The organism is Bradyrhizobium sp. HKCCYLS3013, assembly GCF_051167615.1.
Lineage (GTDB): Bacteria > Pseudomonadota > Alphaproteobacteria > Rhizobiales > Xanthobacteraceae > Bradyrhizobium.
The window spans coordinates 252717-269199 of record NZ_JBNPTK010000002.1 but is presented as its reverse complement, the minus strand read 5'-3'; the positions used below and the strand labels follow the sequence as shown (position 1 = coordinate 269199).

Annotated in this window: 14 protein-coding genes; 9 read left to right on the top strand and 5 right to left on the bottom strand. The window is 65.6% G+C overall.

Annotated features, from left to right (window positions below; genetic code table 11):
• Positions 1-338: 338 nt before the first annotated feature.
• Entirely contained in the window at positions 339-1805 is a 1467-nt protein-coding gene (locus ACQR1F_RS05345; RefSeq protein ID WP_315800126.1) for a DEAD/DEAH box helicase, read from the bottom strand.
• Between the two features lie 479 nt (positions 1806-2284).
• Here ACQR1F_RS05345 and ACQR1F_RS05340 point away from each other — a divergent pair, with 479 nt between their 5' ends.
• Positions 2285-3781: a caspase family protein gene (locus ACQR1F_RS05340; protein WP_409997859.1), complete on the top strand. Its 1497-nt coding sequence runs from the start codon at positions 2285-2287 to the stop codon at positions 3779-3781.
• Between the two features lie 8 nt (positions 3782-3789).
• On the opposite strand, the gene ACQR1F_RS05335 is transcribed toward ACQR1F_RS05340, so the two are convergent.
• The 4 genes from ACQR1F_RS05335 to parE form a co-directional block, all read right to left on the bottom strand.
• Positions 3790-4557: an SDR family NAD(P)-dependent oxidoreductase gene (locus ACQR1F_RS05335; RefSeq protein ID WP_315800124.1), complete on the bottom strand. Its 768-nt coding sequence runs from the start codon at positions 4555-4557 to the stop codon at positions 3790-3792.
• A 27-nt stretch (positions 4558-4584) separates the two neighbouring features.
• A complete protein-coding gene (locus ACQR1F_RS05330; protein ID WP_009027935.1) occupies positions 4585-4770 on the bottom strand; it encodes a hypothetical protein in 186 nt (61 codons plus the stop codon).
• Positions 4771-4972: 202 nt separating this feature from the next.
• Positions 4973-5746, bottom strand: a complete 774-nt coding sequence (locus ACQR1F_RS05325; protein WP_315800123.1) for an outer membrane protein — start codon at positions 5744-5746, stop codon at positions 4973-4975.
• 238 nt (positions 5747-5984) lie between these two features.
• Positions 5985-8048, bottom strand: a complete 2064-nt coding sequence (gene parE / locus ACQR1F_RS05320) for a DNA topoisomerase IV subunit B (RefSeq protein WP_316215734.1) — start codon at positions 8046-8048, stop codon at positions 5985-5987.
• Between the two features lie 271 nt (positions 8049-8319).
• Here parE and ACQR1F_RS05315 point away from each other — a divergent pair, with 271 nt between their 5' ends.
• From ACQR1F_RS05315 to ACQR1F_RS05280, 8 genes are all read left to right on the top strand, one after another.
• Positions 8320-8850: a DedA family protein gene (locus tag ACQR1F_RS05315; protein WP_315800121.1), complete on the top strand. Its 531-nt coding sequence runs from the start codon at positions 8320-8322 to the stop codon at positions 8848-8850.
• 245 nt (positions 8851-9095) lie between these two features.
• Positions 9096-9746 carry an FMN-binding negative transcriptional regulator gene (locus ACQR1F_RS05310; protein WP_315800120.1) on the top strand — a complete coding sequence of 217 codons (651 nt, stop codon included), beginning with the start codon at positions 9096-9098 and terminating at the stop codon, positions 9744-9746.
• A gap of 10 nt (positions 9747-9756) precedes the next feature.
• Positions 9757-10749 (top strand): N-acetyl-gamma-glutamyl-phosphate reductase, encoded by a 993-nt coding sequence (argC, locus tag ACQR1F_RS05305; RefSeq protein WP_434912634.1) that lies wholly within the window; start codon positions 9757-9759, stop codon positions 10747-10749.
• 118 nt (positions 10750-10867) lie between these two features.
• Positions 10868-12094 (top strand): threonine ammonia-lyase, encoded by a 1227-nt coding sequence (locus tag ACQR1F_RS05300; protein ID WP_434912633.1) that lies wholly within the window; start codon positions 10868-10870, stop codon positions 12092-12094.
• A 221-nt stretch (positions 12095-12315) separates the two neighbouring features.
• Positions 12316-13575, top strand: a complete 1260-nt coding sequence (locus ACQR1F_RS05295) for an extracellular solute-binding protein (protein ID WP_434912632.1) — start codon at positions 12316-12318, stop codon at positions 13573-13575.
• Between the two features lies 1 nt (position 13576).
• Positions 13577-14515, top strand: a complete 939-nt coding sequence (locus ACQR1F_RS05290; RefSeq protein WP_315800116.1) for a carbohydrate ABC transporter permease — start codon at positions 13577-13579, stop codon at positions 14513-14515.
• Positions 14508-15356 (top strand): carbohydrate ABC transporter permease, encoded by an 849-nt coding sequence (locus ACQR1F_RS05285; RefSeq protein ID WP_315800115.1) that lies wholly within the window; start codon positions 14508-14510, stop codon positions 15354-15356. Before ACQR1F_RS05290 ends, ACQR1F_RS05285 begins: the two co-directional genes overlap by 8 nt.
• Positions 15357-15378: 22 nt before the next feature.
• Complete coding sequence (locus tag ACQR1F_RS05280) at positions 15379-16476, top strand: Gfo/Idh/MocA family protein (RefSeq protein WP_434889291.1); 1098 nt, start codon at positions 15379-15381, stop codon at positions 16474-16476.
• The last annotated feature ends 7 nt before the right edge of the window (positions 16477-16483 follow it).

Here is a 16483-nt window from a genome sequence, read left to right as displayed (position 1 = left end):
TCCCCCAATCGCCCGCGTCGCCGTCGTCGTCACAGCAATGAAATAAACAATGCCGGCCAAGCTAAAGGACGTTTGTGAACCAGGGGTAAATACGGCCGTAGAGTCCCGGATGTGCGCACGAGCCGTTCATCTGGGACCGGCACCGCATATGTTCAATGAGCTGCATAGGATGCTGCGGGAACTTGCTGACGCGAGCTGGAACTATTCGCGCACGCGCGCATTCGCCGAGGGCTCGGCGATGTCGACTCCAGTCAAGTACGACGAATGCAGCAACTGATCATCGCGGACGCGACAGTCCGGGCGGCCGCATGTCGCGCAGCCCGGAATCTTGTACTCGCTCAGGGAAGCGGGGCCCGCACCGGGCGAAGCAGGAACGCCGGCAGATGTGAATGATCGGCAGGCTCGTTGTCGTGGTCGCGCCGCGGCCGCCGCGCTTCATTGCGAGGCTGTTCGTTACGCGGTTGTTCCTTGCGGGCGCTAGGCGCAGCAGGCCGGGGAGAAGCTGCCTGGGCGGCGCGCGGCGCTGCTGGCCGCGGCTCACGATCGCGCTCGCGCGGAGCTGCATCACGATCACGCGATCCCGCATCGCGCTCCCGCGCCTTGCCGCGGCTGCCGCGACGCGCGGCGTCGCGCGGACGCCGCTCACGGCTGTCCTCGTCGCCCGAGGATTCCTGCACCTCGTAGTCGCCTTCGATGGTGGGAATGCCTTGTCCGATCAGCTTCTCGATCGCGACCATCGACTTCTGGTCGGCCGGAGCCACGATCGAGATTGCAGTGCCGGTCCGTCCGGCGCGGCCGGTACGGCCGATGCGGTGAACGTAGTCGTCCGAATGATGCGGCACGTCGAAATTGAAGACGTGGCTGACTTCGGGAATGTCGAGGCCGCGTGCGGCGACGTCGGAGGCGACGAGCAATGGCAGTTCGCCCTTGCGGAATTGATCGAGCGCGGCGGTGCGGGCCGACTGGTCCATGTCGCCGTGCAGGGCGCCGACGCTGAAGCCATGCTTCTGCAGCGACTTGTGAACGATGGCGACATCACGCTTGCGGTTGCAGAAGATGATCGCGTTGTTGAGATCCTTGGCGTCCCGCAACAGCCTGCGCAGCACCTCGCGCTTCTGATGCGCCTCGCGTCCCGAGGGCACCTGCAACTGGGTCACCGTGACGGCTGTCGTCGCCGGCTTGGAGACCTCGACCTTCTGCGGATTGTGCAGGAAGGCTTCGGTGATGCGCCGGATTTCCGGCGGCATGGTCGCGGTGAAGAACAGGGTCTGGCGGGTGAAGGGAACGAGCTTGCAGATGCGTTCGATGTCGGGAATGAAGCCCATGTCGAGCATGCGGTCGGCTTCGTCGATGACCAGCAACTCGACGCCAGTGAGGAGAAGGCCGCCGCGCTCGGTATGATCGAGCAGTCGGCCCGGCGTGGCGATCAGCACGTCGACCCCGCGGGTCAGCTTGGCGTCCTGGTCGCCGAAGGAGACGCCGCCGATCAGCAGGGCGACATTGAGCTTCTGTCCGGCGCCGTAGCGATCGAAGTTCTCTTTGACCTGGGCCGCCAGCTCGCGGGTCGGCTCCAGGATCAGGGTGCGCGGCATTCGCGCGCGGGCGCGGCCCTTTTCGAGGATCGTGAGCATCGGCAGGACGAAAGCGGCGGTCTTGCCGGTACCGGTCTGGGCGATGCCGAGCACGTCGCGGCGCGCCAGCACATGAGGAATCGCCTGTTCCTGAATGGGGGTCGGGTTGGTGTAGCCGGTGGCCGCAACTGCAGCCAACACCTTGTCGGACAAGCCGAGATTGGAAAAAGACATCGAGCCTCTATGTCACGCGCCGATAGGCGACGGGGCCTCTATTCGACGCCGCCGTTAGGAATCGAGGGTAAAAGGCTGTGGTCGCGCTCAACCCCGAAACGGCATGCTCTAAGGAAGCTGGGGGTTTTCTGACTAGCGCCGGCCCGCGGTCAATTTCTCAGGAATCGGATGCGATCCGGCCGCGCTACTGCGCAAGATAGGGGCGAATCCTGCAAAGTCAATGGAAGAGGGGGGCGAAGTACCGAAAAAGCTTAATGTTTTTGCATTATTTGCAGGCAACCTGTCGTCGAGCTGTCGCATTCGGGTGCTCCGAAGCACTGGCGGCCGGTCGCGGAAAGCGCTCCGGTCGAATTGTCGACGGAATTGCGGCGTGTGTTCGGCAGGGGGAGCAGCCGCGTGTGCCCCGGGGATGAACCGGTGGCGGCGTGCCGTCGACTATCCGAGGGCGGCAGCCCACGCGATGAGTGCAGGGACGGACGATGAGATCGATGCGGATGTGGCTGGCGTGCGGGCTGGCGATGCTGGCGGTGGTTCTGGCGCCGGCCGCGCATGCCGAGAAGCGCGTCGCGCTCGTGATCGGCAATAACGACTACCGGTTCGTGCCGAAGTTGCAGAAGGCCGTCAACGACGCGCGGACGATGGGCGACACGCTGAAGCAGCTCGGCTTCAACGTCATGGTCGCGGAGAATCTCAATCGCCAGCAGTTCAGCCAGACGCTGCTGGCGTTCGACAACGCCGTCGAGCCGGGCGACACCGCGTTCTTCTTCTATGCCGGTCATGGCTTCGAGATCGCGGGCCAGAACTTCCTGTTGCCGACCGACGTGCCCGCGGCCACCGAAGGCCAGGAAGAGCTGGTGCGCGACGCCTCGATCCTCGCGGACCGCGTCATCGAGCGGCTGCAGAACAAGAAGGCGCGCACCTCGATCCTGGTGTTCGATGCCTGCCGCAACAATCCGTTCGAGCGCTCGGGCACGCGCGCGGTGGCGGGCGGGGGCGGCCTGGCGCCGATGACGCAGTTGCCCGAAGGCGTATTCTCGGTGTTCTCGGCCGGCCCACGCCAGACCGCGCTCGACCGTCTCTCCAACGATGACGCCAATCCGAACTCGGTGTTCACGCGCACCTTCGCCAAGGAGCTGACGCAGCCTGGCGTCAATCTGGTGCAGGTCGCGCAGCGCACCCGCCGCGTGGTCAGCGAGCTCGCCGAGACCGTGCGGCACAAGCAGATCCCGGTCTATTTCGACCAGATGGTCGACGATGTCTTTCTCAACGGCATGGCGAAGGGGCCGGCTGCGGCCGACAAGCCGGCCGAGCCGCAGCAGAAGCTTGCGGCGCTGCCTCCCGTCTCTGCGCCGCGCATTCCGCCGGCGAACGAGAGCCTGAACGCACCGATCGCGATGTTCTCGCGCCACAATGGCGGCTGGACCGTCACCTTCTCGATCGCCGATCCGACGCTCGGCATTTCCTGGCGCATGGGCGACGCAGGAGAGTTTCGCGAGACTGGCTTCATGGACGTGCTCGATCCGCGCACGCGCAAGCGCATGCCCAATCCCTCGATCCAGCTGCCGGCGGATGCGCCCGCGGGCACCATCCAGGTCCGCTATGTCGATGCATCCGGCGAGATGCAGGGACCGTTCCCGATCCGCTTCGAGCCGGAGGCCGCGCTGGTGCACGACCAGCGCAAGATCCTCGACATGACCGCGACGAGCTGGCTGTCGTTCCGCGAGTTCAACGGCCTCCTGGTCTACTACACGCACCTGATGTCGTATCGCTGCGCCATCCGCGAGGTCCGCATCGGCATCGACACGGCGGTGCCGGACAAGGTCCTCAACATGCCCGGCTGCGACATGCGCGATCCCATTGCGATTCCCTCCAACGCCACGCCTTATTTGAAGCTGCCGCCGGCGACGAAGTTCGTCTCGGTGGAGTTGACCTATCGCGACGGCAGCGTCTCCGAGATCAAGAGCTTTCGACGCTGAGGCGTCGGCTACGCCATGATCGAATAGCCACCATCGACGGGAATCGCGGTACCGGTGACGAAGTCGGAGGCCGGCGAGCTCAGGAACGTCGCGATGCCGGCGAAGTCGTCGATGTCGCCCCACCGTGCCGCGGGCGTGCGCGCCAGCACGCGGTCGTGCAGGCCGTCGATCTGGCTACGCGCCGCGCGCGTCAGGTCGGTGTCGATCCAGCCCGGCAGAATCGCGTTGACCTGGATGTTGTCGGGCGCCCAGGCGCAGGCACAGGCGCGCGTGTACTGCACGATGCCGCCTTTGCTGGCCGCGTAGGCCGGCGCGAAGCTGGCGCCGAAGATCGACAGCATCGAGCCGATGTTGATGATTTTGCCGCCGCCGCTCGCCTTGAGGGCCGGGTAGGCGGCCTTCGAGCACAGGAACGCGCTGGTGAGATTGGTGTCGATCACCTGCTGCCACTCCTCCAGCTCGAGCACGTGCGGCGGCTTGCGAATGCTCATGCCGGCATTGTTGATGAGGATGTCGATGCGACCGAGCTCGCTGGCCACGCGCGCGACCATGGCGGCGACGTCGTCCTTGTCGCTGACGTCGGCTGTGACGGCGATGGCACGGCCGCCGCGACCGGCGAGATCAGCCACCGCCGCCTGTGACTTGGCTTCGTTGCGGCCGACCACGGCAATGTCGGCGCCGGCATCGGCAAGCCCGCGCGCCATCCCCAGGCCGATTCCGCCGTTGCCTCCTGTCACGATCGCAACCTTGCCACTCAGGTCGAAGCGGCCCGCCATGTCGTGTCTCCATGTTGTTGTCAGACGTCAGCAGGTGCCCTGCCAGATCATCACCAGGCCGAGTGCACCCATGCCGACGCCGTAGCCGGCCCATTGCAGCTGGTTGATCATGAAGCTCGTCCGCGGCCATGCCACCACCCCGGTGCCCTGGCCGACCCAGAGCAGGCCGACGGCGAGCAGAAGCAGGCCGCCGATCATCAGGAATCTCCGCATGGCCACTTCCTCCCTCATCGACCGCGTCACAGCATCGGAGACGCTGCTGCCGTCTTTTTTGTGAAGTTTTATGACGAGGAGGCTAGCGGCCGCCGCGGCAGATGACCAGCGGCTCCAGCCGCCAATATCCGAGCCGAAAACAAAAAGCCCCGGATCAACCGGGGCTTTTCGCAGAATGATCGAACGACCGAGTGCGGTCTGCTCAGTACTTGACGGCCGGGCCGGTCCAGTTGAAGCGGTAGACCAGCGAGGTGCTGATGGTCTGCACCCACGGCTTGAAGCTGACCGAGTCGGTCGTCGCGAGGTTGCCGACGTCGGTACGGACCGCGATGTCCTTGCGGTCGTAGTAGGCGGCGCGATATTCGGTCTTCATGAACCAGCCCGGCGCCGAGATGCCGAAGATGTTCAGGTTGTTCTCGACGCCGCCACCGACGAACCAGCCGTTGCGGTTGAACGAGTCGGTGTGGAAGCCGGACGCCGCGCCCGTGAGGGTGGTCAGGCCAGTGCCCGACCAGTGCGAACCGGAGTAGCCGGCGTTGACGTAGGACAGCACGTTCGGCGCAACCAGATAGCCGACGCGGGCGCCCGCGGCCCAGGCGGTTTCCATCTTGATGCGGCCGGTCAGGGCAGCGAACTGATCCTGCAGGGTGCCGCGCAGGCTGCCGAACTGGCCGTCAGCGAACAGGCCGAAAACCCAGGTCGGGTTGACCTGCCAGTCATAGCCCGCGCCGACCGTGCCGAGGAAGCCGTCGCCGCCGACGCGCTGATCAATCGTCACCGGCACGCCGTTGAAGTTGGTGTGCGAGTCGGCATCCCAGAGGCCGCCGCCGGCGCCACCGAAGATGTAGAAACCGGTCCAGCTCGGCGCCACCGGCATCATCGGCGCCTTCACATAGGGGCGAGCCGCCAGATCAGCAGCCGAAGCGGCACCCGTGATCGCAACCAGCGCAGTGGCAGCAAGCAAAAGCTTTTTCATATTCAATTCCCCAAGATCGTCGTGTCGCAGGTGCCGGGTTGCGGCGGCGATTCCCTCGCCAGATGTGCCCGAACTATAGCCGATTGGTGCCCAAAAGCTGTTGCAGGTTGAGCACACCGGAGGGGAAAGTGCGCTGCGGGATGCGCGCGGCCCTCGTAAGTCTCTGATCAAACTAGGTGATTGCAGGTTCGCGCGAGTGAATGGAACCTGCAATCGAGGCGTGAAATCGGGTCAAAAGCTAGACGTCGAGCAGCTCGTCGCTGGCGAATTCGGCCTTTTCCGAAATGAAGGCAAAGCGGGCCTCCGCCTTGGTCCCCATCAGCCGCTCGACCGAGTCGGCCGTGCCGTCGCGATCTTCGGCGAGCAGCATCACGCGCAGCAGGGTGCGCTTGGCCGGATCCATGGTGGTTTCCTTCAATTGCGCCGGCATCATCTCGCCGAGACCTTTGAAGCGGCCGATCTCGACCTTGGCGTTGGCGTTGAACTCGCGCTTGAGGAGCTCGTCCCGGTGGGCATCGTCGCGCGCGTAGAACGTCTTGCTGCCATGGGTCAGTCGGTAGAGCGGCGGCACGGCGAGGTAGAGGTGGCCCTCGTCGATCAGCGGTCTCATCTGCCTGTAGAAGAACGTGATCAGCAGCGAGGCGATGTGGGCGCCGTCCACGTCGGCATCGGTCATGATGATGATACGCTGGTAGCGCAGATCCTCTTCGCGATACGACGTGCCCGTGCCAGCGCCGATCGCCATCACGAGGTCGGCGAGCTGGGCATTCGCCGTCAGCTTGTCCTTGCCGGCCGAGGCCACGTTGAGGATCTTGCCGCGCAGCGGCAGCACCGCCTGCTTCTTGCGGTCGCGCGCCTGCTTGGCGCTGCCGCCGGCCGAATCGCCCTCGACGATGAACAGCTCGGAGCCCTCGGTGCCGGCATCGGTGCAATCGGCAAGCTTGCCCGGCAGGCGCAGCTTCTTGGTCGCGGTCTTGCGCGCCGTCTCCTTCTCCTGGCGACGGCGGATGCGCTCCTCGGCGCGCTCGATGACGAAATCGAGCAGCCGGTTGGCCTGCACCGGATTGCCCGACAGCCAGTGATCGAACGGATCCTTGACGGCTTGCTCGACGATGCGCTGGGCCTCGGCGGTCGCGAGGCGATCCTTGGTCTGGCCCTGGAATTCGGGCTCGCGCACGAACACCGAGAGCATGATGGCGGCGCCCGCCATGATGTCCTCGGAGGTGATGTTGGCCGAGCGCTTGCCTTGGCCGACGCGCTCGGCGTGGTCCTTCAGGCCGCGCAGCAGCGCGCTGCGGATGCCGGATTCGTGCGTGCCGCCGTCGGGCGTCGGAATCGTGTTGCAGTAGGACGACAGGAAGCCGTCGGCATCAGCGGTCCAGGCGACCGCCCATTCGCAGCCGCCATGGCCGCCGGTGCGGCCCGACTTGCCGGCGAAGATATCCGGATGGACCAGCGTGTCGGCATGGATCGCTGCGGCCAGATAGTCCTTCAGGCCGCCGGGGAAGTGGAACGTCGCCTCGGGCTGGACGTCCTCGATGCCCTTCAGCAGCGACGGATCGCATTTCCAGCGGATCTCGACGCCGCCGAACAGATAGGCTTTCGAGCGCGCCATCTTGAACAGGCGCTGCGGCTTGAACGTCGCCTTGGCGCCGAAGATGGTCGGGTCGGGCTGGAAACGCACCCGTGTGCCGCGCCGGTTGGCGACCTTGCCGACCTCCTCGAGCTTGCCCTTCGGGTGGCCGCGCTCGAAGATCATGCGGTAGAGCTTCTGGTTGCGTGCGACCTCGACCTCGAGCCGGGTCGACAGCGCGTTCACCACGGAGATGCCGACGCCGTGCAGACCGCCCGAGGTCTCGTAGACCTTGGAGTCGAACTTGCCGCCCGCGTGCAGGGTGCACATGATGATCTCGAGCGCCGACTTCTTGGGAAACTTCGGATGTGGATCGATCGGAATGCCGCGGCCGTTGTCGGTCACGGTGAGGAAGCCTTCGGCATCGAGCTCGACCTCGATGAAGGTGGCGTGGCCGGCCAGCGCCTCGTCCATCGAGTTGTCGATGACCTCGGCGAACAGGTGGTGCAGCGCCTTTTCGTCGGTGCCGCCGATATACATGCCGGGGCGGCGCCGCACCGGCTCCAGGCCCTCGAGGACCTCGATGTCACGGGCGGTGTAATCGCCCTCGGCGCTGCCTGCGCGGGCGGCTGGCTTGGCCGGAGCCTTGCCCTTGGCGGCGAACGCCGCCAACGGGTCCGTGACGCCCTTGGCCTTGGCTTTTGCAGCTGATTTCAACGGTTTACCCATGGAATTGGATGTTGCGTGTGCGCAAGATGGAACGAATCGTTGGGCCTGACTATGCCATGGACCGGCATAAAACAATGACCCCGGGAAACAACGACGTTCACCAGCCCGCCACGTTTTGGCCGGTTCCGATCGCCGGATCGCCGCTGTTCACGCGGTTCAGCCGGTTGTTGTGACTTGAAGTGGGCGGGTTCGGTGGCGTACCAGTCCGCGCCATGGAACCGCGAAGGCCTTCAAGCACTTAAGCGCCGCGGAGCAGAAAGGCGTCGAGCAGATGGAAGATTTTGGCCGCGCGGTTGCCGACTTCGTGCGCGACCATCAGGCCTGGGCTGCTCCGATCGTCCTGCTGCTTGCCTTTGGCGAGTCCCTGGCCTTCGTCTCGCTCCTGATTCCCGCCTGGGGCGCCCTGGTCGCGATCGGCGCCCTGATCGGCGCCACCGGGATCAGCTTCTGGCCGATATGGCTGGCCGGTGGAATCGGCGCCGCGCTCGGCGACTGGGTCTCCTACTGGTTCGGCTACCGCTACAAGGACCGCGTCGCCCAGATGTGGCCGCTGTCGCGATACCCGGAGCTGCTGCCGCGCGGCGAGGCCTTCGTGCGCGATTGGGGCGTGCCGAGCATCTTCATCGGCCGGTTCTTCGGCCCGTTGCGCGCGTCGGTGCCGCTGGCGGCGGGCATTTTCGAGATGCCCTACATGGTGTTCCAGATCGCCAACTTCGTGTCGGCGCTGGTGTGGTCGGCGGTGCTGCTGTTGTTCGGCGACATCATCGGGCGCACCATGGAATGGCTGTGGCATGCGGTCTGACGCCAGCCCCGAACGGGCCGGGCCGACGTGCGAGCTTGACGCAGGAACCCTGCGGCCCTATAGGCCTGCCCCCATGATCAACGCAGCGACCAACATGATCGCCGAAATGCGCCGTCGTACCTCCGCGGTACGGGCGATGATCTGCGTCTAGATCACAGCCCCTGCCGCCGGATCCGTCCCGCGGCAAACTTTCTCCTTGCAGCGCGATCGATCAGGCGGCTCCTTCGCCCAGCAGGAGTTTTCCGATGTACACGCCACCGCCCTTCAAGCCCGATCGCGCCGCGAGCCTCGGCTTTGCGGAGGCGCGCGGCTTCGGCACGGTCTGCGCGTGGGACGGCACTAGGCCGATTGCGTCCTCCGTGCCGTTTCACCTGGGGGCGCTGAACGACGGCACGCCGCAGGCGTTCTTCCACGTCGCCCGCGGCAATCCGCTGGCGAAGCTCGCCGACGGCGCGACGCGGTGGCTGCTCGCCGTCAACGGCGCCGATGCCTATGTGTCGGCCGACTGGTACGTCTCGCCCGATCAGGTGCCGACCTGGCTTTATCAGGCGGTGCATCTGACCGGCCCGGCGCGCATCCTGTCGGAGGCGGAGCTTGCAGAGCAGGTGGATGCGGTCAGCGCCAAGTTCGAGCAATGGCTGTTGCCGAAGGCGCCGTGGACCTCGGGCAAGATGAGCGCTGGCCGGCTCGAGGCGATGCGCAAGGCGATCGTCGGCATCGTGATGACGATCGACGAGGTCGAGGGCAGCTTCAAGCTCAACCAGCATAAGTCGGAAGCCGATTATGCGGCGGTCGCGACCCGGCTCGGCGAGCGGCCCGACATCGGCTCGCAACAGATATCGTCTCTCATGCGGCAGGCGCGGCCCCAGGCCTTTGCCGGCGAAACCCAGACCTAAGGAGCGTGCCATGACCGTGATCGACAGCAATTTGCCGAAAGCTCACATCACCTCCGGGACTGCGACACGCGCCGTGTTCGTCGACGGCGGCTCGGGCACGACCGGCCTGGGAATCGCCGAGCGGCTCCGGCACCAGCCGGATATCGTCGTGAAGACGATCGCCGAGGACAAGCGCAAGGATCCGGCAGCCAAGCGGGCGCTGATGGCCGAGGTCGATCTCGTCATCCTTTGCCTGCCCGATGACGCCGCCAAGGAGACGGTGGCGCTGATCGACGGCATGGGCAGCTCTGCGCCGAAGGTGCTGGACGCGTCGACCGCCTATCGCGTCGCGCCGGACTGGGCCTATGGCTTTCCCGAGCTCGCCGCCGATCAGGCCGACAAGATCCGCAATGCACGCAAGGTCTCCAACCCCGGCTGCTATCCCACCGGTGGCATCGCGCTGTTGCGGCCATTGGTCGATGCCGGCCTGCTGCCGCAGGACTATCCGGTGACGGTGAATGCCGTCAGCGGCTATTCCGGCGGCGGCAAGACCATGATCGCGGCCTTCGAGAACGGCACCGCGCCGAACTTCGAGCTGTACGGCCTCGGCCTCGAGCACAAGCATCTGCCGGAGCTGCAGCTCTATTCGCGGCTGACCCGGCGGCCGATCTTCATTCCCTCGGTCGGCAACTACCGGCAGGGGATGTTGGTCTCCGTGCCGCTGCAGCTCGACACGCTGCCGGGCAGGCCGTCGGGCTCGGACTTGCAGGCCGCCCTGGCGAAACACTATGCCGGCAGCAGATACGTTTCGGTGATGCCGCTCGATGGCGCGGCGGCCAAGAGCGGCAGGCTGGAGCCGGAGGCGCTGAACGAGACCAACGAGCTCGAGCTCTACGTCTTCGCCAGCGACACGCATCACCAGGCGGTGCTGGTGGCGCGGCTCGACAATCTCGGCAAGGGCGCGTCGGGCGCGGCCGTGCAGAACATGCGGCTGATGCTCGGGCTGCCCGATCTCGAGAGCTGAGATCGATCTGGATCATCCCGGTCGCGGAAGCGCCCGGCACGATCGACATCATCATGCGACGGCCTGCGTTCCGCGGGCCGCGCTGTGCATTGACGCACGCTGAGGAATGGGCAGACCCATGACCGTCATCGATCTGAACGCGCTGCCCGTCACCGTCAAAGACGTGCGCGCCGCCGCCGAGACCATCGGTGGCGCCGTGCTCGCGACGGCCTGCAACCAGAGCAGGACGCTCGGCGAGATCTGCGGCTGCAACGTCTGGCTCAAATTCGAGAACCTGCAGTTCACCTCCTCGTTCAAGGAGCGCGGCGCGCTGAACCGGCTGAATGCGCTGTCCGCCGGGCAGCGCGAACGCGGCGTGATCGCGATGTCGGCCGGCAACCACGCGCAGGGCGTCGCCTACAATGCGCGGCGTCTCGGCATTCCCGCGACCATCGTGATGCCGGTGGGCACGCCGATGGTGAAGGTGGAGAACACCAAGCGGCACGGCGCCGAGGTCGTGATTTCCGGCGCCACCCTGGAAGAGGCGGGGGCATTTGCCAGGGAGCACGGTGCGGCCAAGGGCATGACCATGATCCACCCGTACGACGATCCGCTGATCATCGCCGGGCAGGGCACAGTGGCGCTGGAGATGCTCGCGGTGGTCCCCGAGCTCGATACGCTCGTGGTGCCGATCGGGGGCGGCGGGCTGATCTCTGGCATGGCGGTCGCGGCGCGCGCCATCAAGCCGGGCCTGCGCATCGTCGGCGTGCAGGCCGAACTCTATCCCTCCATGTACAACGCCGTCCGCAACAGCCAGCTGCCGATGCGCGGTGATACGCTGGCCGAGGGCATCGCGGTGAAGTCGCCGGGCCGGATCACGACCGAGATCATCCGACAGCTCGTCGATGACATATTGCTGGTCACCGAGCCGCAGATCGAGCGTGCGCTGGCGACCTTGATCTCGATCGAGAAGACAGTGGTCGAAGGCGCCGGCGCCGTCGGTCTCGCCGCCGTGCTCGCGCACCCTGCGCAGTTTGCCGGACGCAATGTCGGCCTGGTGCTGAGCGGCGGCAACATCGATACCCGGTTGATCGCCTCGGTCCTGACCCGCGAGCTGGCGCGTGAGGGGCGGCTGACGCAGTTGTCGATCGACATCGTCGACCGCCCGGGACAGCTCGCGGCCGTCTCCACCCTGCTTGCGGATGCGGGCGCCAACATCATCGAGGTCTCGCACCAGCGCACCTTCTCGGACCTGCCGGCGAAGGCGACCCTGCTGGAGCTGGTGATCGAGACGCGCGACCAGGCCCACCTCAACGACGTGATGGCAAAACTCGTTGCCGCCGATTTCAAGGCACGGTGCACCTGAGCGTCGTACGGTCCACGGCCTATTCTCTTGCGCAGCCGGCGCCAGCTCGCGCCGGTCGGTCCGCGCCTTCCCAGCTCAGCTAGCCGTCTCTCCCGCCTGCAATACGTATCGCAAACGCGAACACCTCATCCTTGAGGTTCTCACTGTCAGAATTTCAGTTGCGCACCTCAGAAAATGAGGACAGGATTACCGCAACAAAGAAGACGGTTGGGAGGATTCCGATGGGACTGCTCGCGAAGCTGGGACTCGCCGCTGCCGCATGCCTGCTTGGTGCGACCGCCGCAAGCGCCGACACCACGGTGAAATGGCTGCATATCGAGGTCAATCCGGCCCAGGTGAAGATCTGGGAGGAGGTGGCCCGCGCCTACGAGGCGTCGCATCCCGGCACCAAGATCGAGATGCAGTTCCTCGAGAACGAGGCCTACAAGGCCAAGCTGCCGACCATCCTGCAATCCAAGGACCGGCCGAACATCATCTACAGCTGGGCCGGCGGCGTGCTGAAGGCGCAGATCGAGGCCGGCGTCCTCGAGGACATCACCGACCAGGTGAAGGGCTACAGCGACAGCGTGACGCCGGCAGCGCTCGCGGCCTTCACCGACAACGGCCATGTCTACGGCCTGCCGATCTCGCTGTCGCAGGTCGGCTTCGTCTGCAACAAGGAGCTGATGGCCAAGGCGAAGGTCGATCCGGCTGCCATCAAGAGCTGGGATGATCTGCTGGCGGCCGTGAAGGCGTTGAAGGCCGCGGGCGTGACCCCGATCGTCGTCGGCGGCGCCGACAAATGGCCGCTGCATTTCTACTGGACGCATCTGGCGGTGCGCATCGGCGGCAAGCCGGCATTCGACGCGGCGTTGCGCGGCGAGAATGGCGGCTTTGCTGGCGATACCTTCGTCAAGTCCGGCGAGCTGTTCAAGCAGCTCGTCGATCTCCAGCCGTTCCAGAACGGCTTTCTTGGCTTCAAGAATCCGCAGGCCGTCGGCTATTTCGGCGACGGCAAGGCGGCCATGACGCTCGCGATCAGCTCCGTCTACAACCTGCAGCGGGCGCTCGCCGCCGACAAGGTGGGCCTCAGCGAAGACAAGATCTGCTGGTTCGATTTTCCGGTCGTGCAAGGCGGCAAGGGCGCGCCGACGGATACGCTCGGCGGCATCACCGGCTGGCTGGTCACCAAGGGCTCGCCCAAGGAAGCGGTCGATTTCCTGAAGTACTTCATCTCCAAGGACGTCCAGACCCGGCTGGCGACAGGGAATTTCATCATCCCGGTGGTGCAGGGCGCCGACGCCGGCCTCAACAATTCCTTCATGAAGCTGATCGCGTCCAATCTGGCAAAATCGAACTATCACCAGAACTTCTATGACCAGAGCCTGGGTCCCTCCGTCGGCCGTGTCGTCAATGACGTCTCCGCGGAGATTGCCGGCGGCAGCATGACCCCGCAGGACGCCGCCCAGGCGATCGAGGCGGCGCGGAAGCAGGGCAACTGACGTGGCGCGGCCGATCGCGGGCTCGCCGGCGATGGTGTCGCCGGCATCGCTCTCCGCGCGCGCGGTGCGCGGCCCGAGCTGGGACGGCCGCTTCACCGTCCTGGTCCTGTTCCTGCCGCCGGCGCTGCTGCTGTTCACGCTGTTCGTGGTGCTGCCGATCGGCGAGGCCGCCTGGTACTCCGGCTTCAACTGGAACGGATTCGGACGGCCGACCCATTGGATCGGCTTCGACAACTACCGCTTCGTGCTGGAGACGCGCGCCTTCTGGCTCGCGCTGCGCAACAACGGCCTGATCATTGCGGTCTCGCTCTGCGTCCAGCTGCCGCTGGCGTTGACACTGGCCCTGATGCTCGCGGAGCGGTTTCGCGGCGCGGTCGCGCTGCGCATGCTGTTCTTCATGCCCTATATCCTCGCCGAGATCGCGACCGGGCTGATCTTCAGCTTCGTCTATGACGGCGATTACGGCCTGGTCGCGTCGATCTGGCGCAGCTTCGGCGCCGAGCCGCCGCATCTGCTGGCCTCGACCGACACGGCGATGCTGGCGGTGCTGATCGTGATCGTCTGGAAGTATTTCGGCTTCCACATGATGCTGTTCATCGCGGCGCTGCAAAGCATCGACAAGAGCCTGATCGAGGCGGCACGGATCGACGGAGCCACCCGGACGCAGAGCCTGCGCCATGTCGTCATCCCCTTGCTCTATCCGACGATCCGGCTGTCGGTGTTCTTCGCCATCGTCGGCTCGCTGCAGCTGTTCGATCTCGTGATGCCGCTGACCCGCGGTGGCCCCGCCGACTCCTCGAACACGATGGTGAGCTTCCTCTACAACAACGGCATCTCCCGCATGCGGGTCGGCTATGGCAGCGCCATCGGTGTCATCCTGTTCGTGATCTGTGTGACATTTGCCTTCACCTACAAGCGATGGTTCATGCGCGATGAATAGTGCCGAGACGAGCCAAGCGCCGTTCGATCCCGCCGTGCTGTTCAAGGCGGTGTTCCTCGCGATCGTCGCCATCTTCGTGCTGGTGCCGCTGCTCGCGACGCTGCTGGGCGGCTTCAAGTCGCTCGGGGAACTGCGCGTCAATCCGTTTGGCCTGCCGCAGCGCTGGGAGTGGCAGAATTATGCCGACATCCTGTTCTCCGGGCGCTACTGGCAGCTGCTGCGCAACTCGCTGATCATCTCCACGCTGACGGTGGTCCTGACTCTCATCGTCGCGTCGATGGCGGCCTTCACCTTTGCTCATGTCCGATTCTACGGCAGCTCGATGCTGTTGAGCTATCTGACGCTCGGCCTGCTGTTTCCGGCGGCGACCGCGGTGTTGCCGCTGTTCATCAAGGTGCGCGATCTCGGGCTGCTGGACACCTATTTCGGCGTCGCGCTGCCGCAGGTCGCCTTCAGCCTTGCGATGAGCGTGCTGCTGCTGCGCCGCTTCTTCAAGGACATCCCCTACGAGCTGCTCGAGGCCGCGCTGGTCGACGGCTGCAGCTACGTCAAATTCTTCCGCTATGTGACGCTGCCATTGTCGCGCCCGATCCTGGCGACCGTGGGCACCATCACTTTCGTGAACAGCTGGAACGCCTATCTGTTGCCGCTCGTGATGCTCAACACCGACGCGCTGTATCCCTGGCCGCTCGGCATCATGGTCTATCAGGGCGAATATTCCTCCGAGTGGCACCTGATCCTCGCCTTCATCACCCTGACCATCCTGCCCACGATCGTCCTTTTCCTCCTGGCGCAGAAGCACATCGTTGCCGGCCTGACATCGGGCGCGGTCAAGGGATGAACGAGACCTCACGGAGACCCCAATGAGAAAAGTCGGCATCGGCATCATCGGCTGCGGCAACATCAGCACGGCGTATCTGAAGGCCGCGCAGCGCTTTCCCGTTCTGGACATCAAGGCGCTCGCCGACATGCGCAGCGACGCCGCCGAGCGGCAGGGCGCGGCCTTCGGCCTGCCGGCGATGCGGGTCGATCAATTGCTGAAGCGCGATGACGTCGAGATCGTCATCAATCTCACCGTGCCGCTCGCCCATACCGACGTCAGTCTCGCCGTGCTGAACGCCGGCAAGCACGTGCATTCCGAGAAGCCGCTGGGCATCGACGTCGCCGAGGCCCGCAAGGTGATCGAGCTTGCCGCGCAGAAGAATCTCCGCGTCGGCTGCGCGCCCGACACCTTCCTGGGCGGCGGACACCAGACCGCACGCAAGCTGATCGACGACGGCGCGATCGGCACACCCGTGGCCGGTAGCGCCTTCTTCGGCTGCCCCGGCCATGAGCGCTGGCATCCCGCGCCGGGCTTCTATTATCTGCGCGGCGGCGGGCCGATGCTCGACATGGGGCCGTACTACATCACCGATCTCGTGCAACTGCTCGGCCCGGTGGCGAGCGTCATGGGCTCGACCGCGCGCCCGCGAGCGGAGCGCCTCGTCACCAGCCAGCCGATGAGCGGCACGCTGATTCCGGTCGAGGTGCAGACGCACGTCGCAGGCACGCTCGAATTCGAAAGCGGTGCGGTGGTCTCGGTCACGATGAGCTTCGACGTCCCGAGGCACCGGCACGCCCCCATCGAGATCTATGGCGACGAGGGCAGCATGCTGGTGCCGGACCCCAACCGCTTCGGCGGCGAGGTCCAGGTCGCCAGGACCGGCGGCGACTGGCAGACGATGCCGTTGACGCATGGTCACATCGACGGCGAGTTCCGCTCCATCGGCGTCGCCGACATGGCGACCGCGATCCTGAACGACCGGCCGCATCGCGCCAGCGGCGCGCTCGCGTTCCACGTGCTGGAGGTCATGGAAGCGTTCCAGACCTCCGCAAACGAAGGCCGGCGGGTCAAGATCGAGAGCCGCGTGGAGCGGCCGGCGATGTTGCCGGTTGGACGCGACACCGGACAGATCGACTGAGGACAGA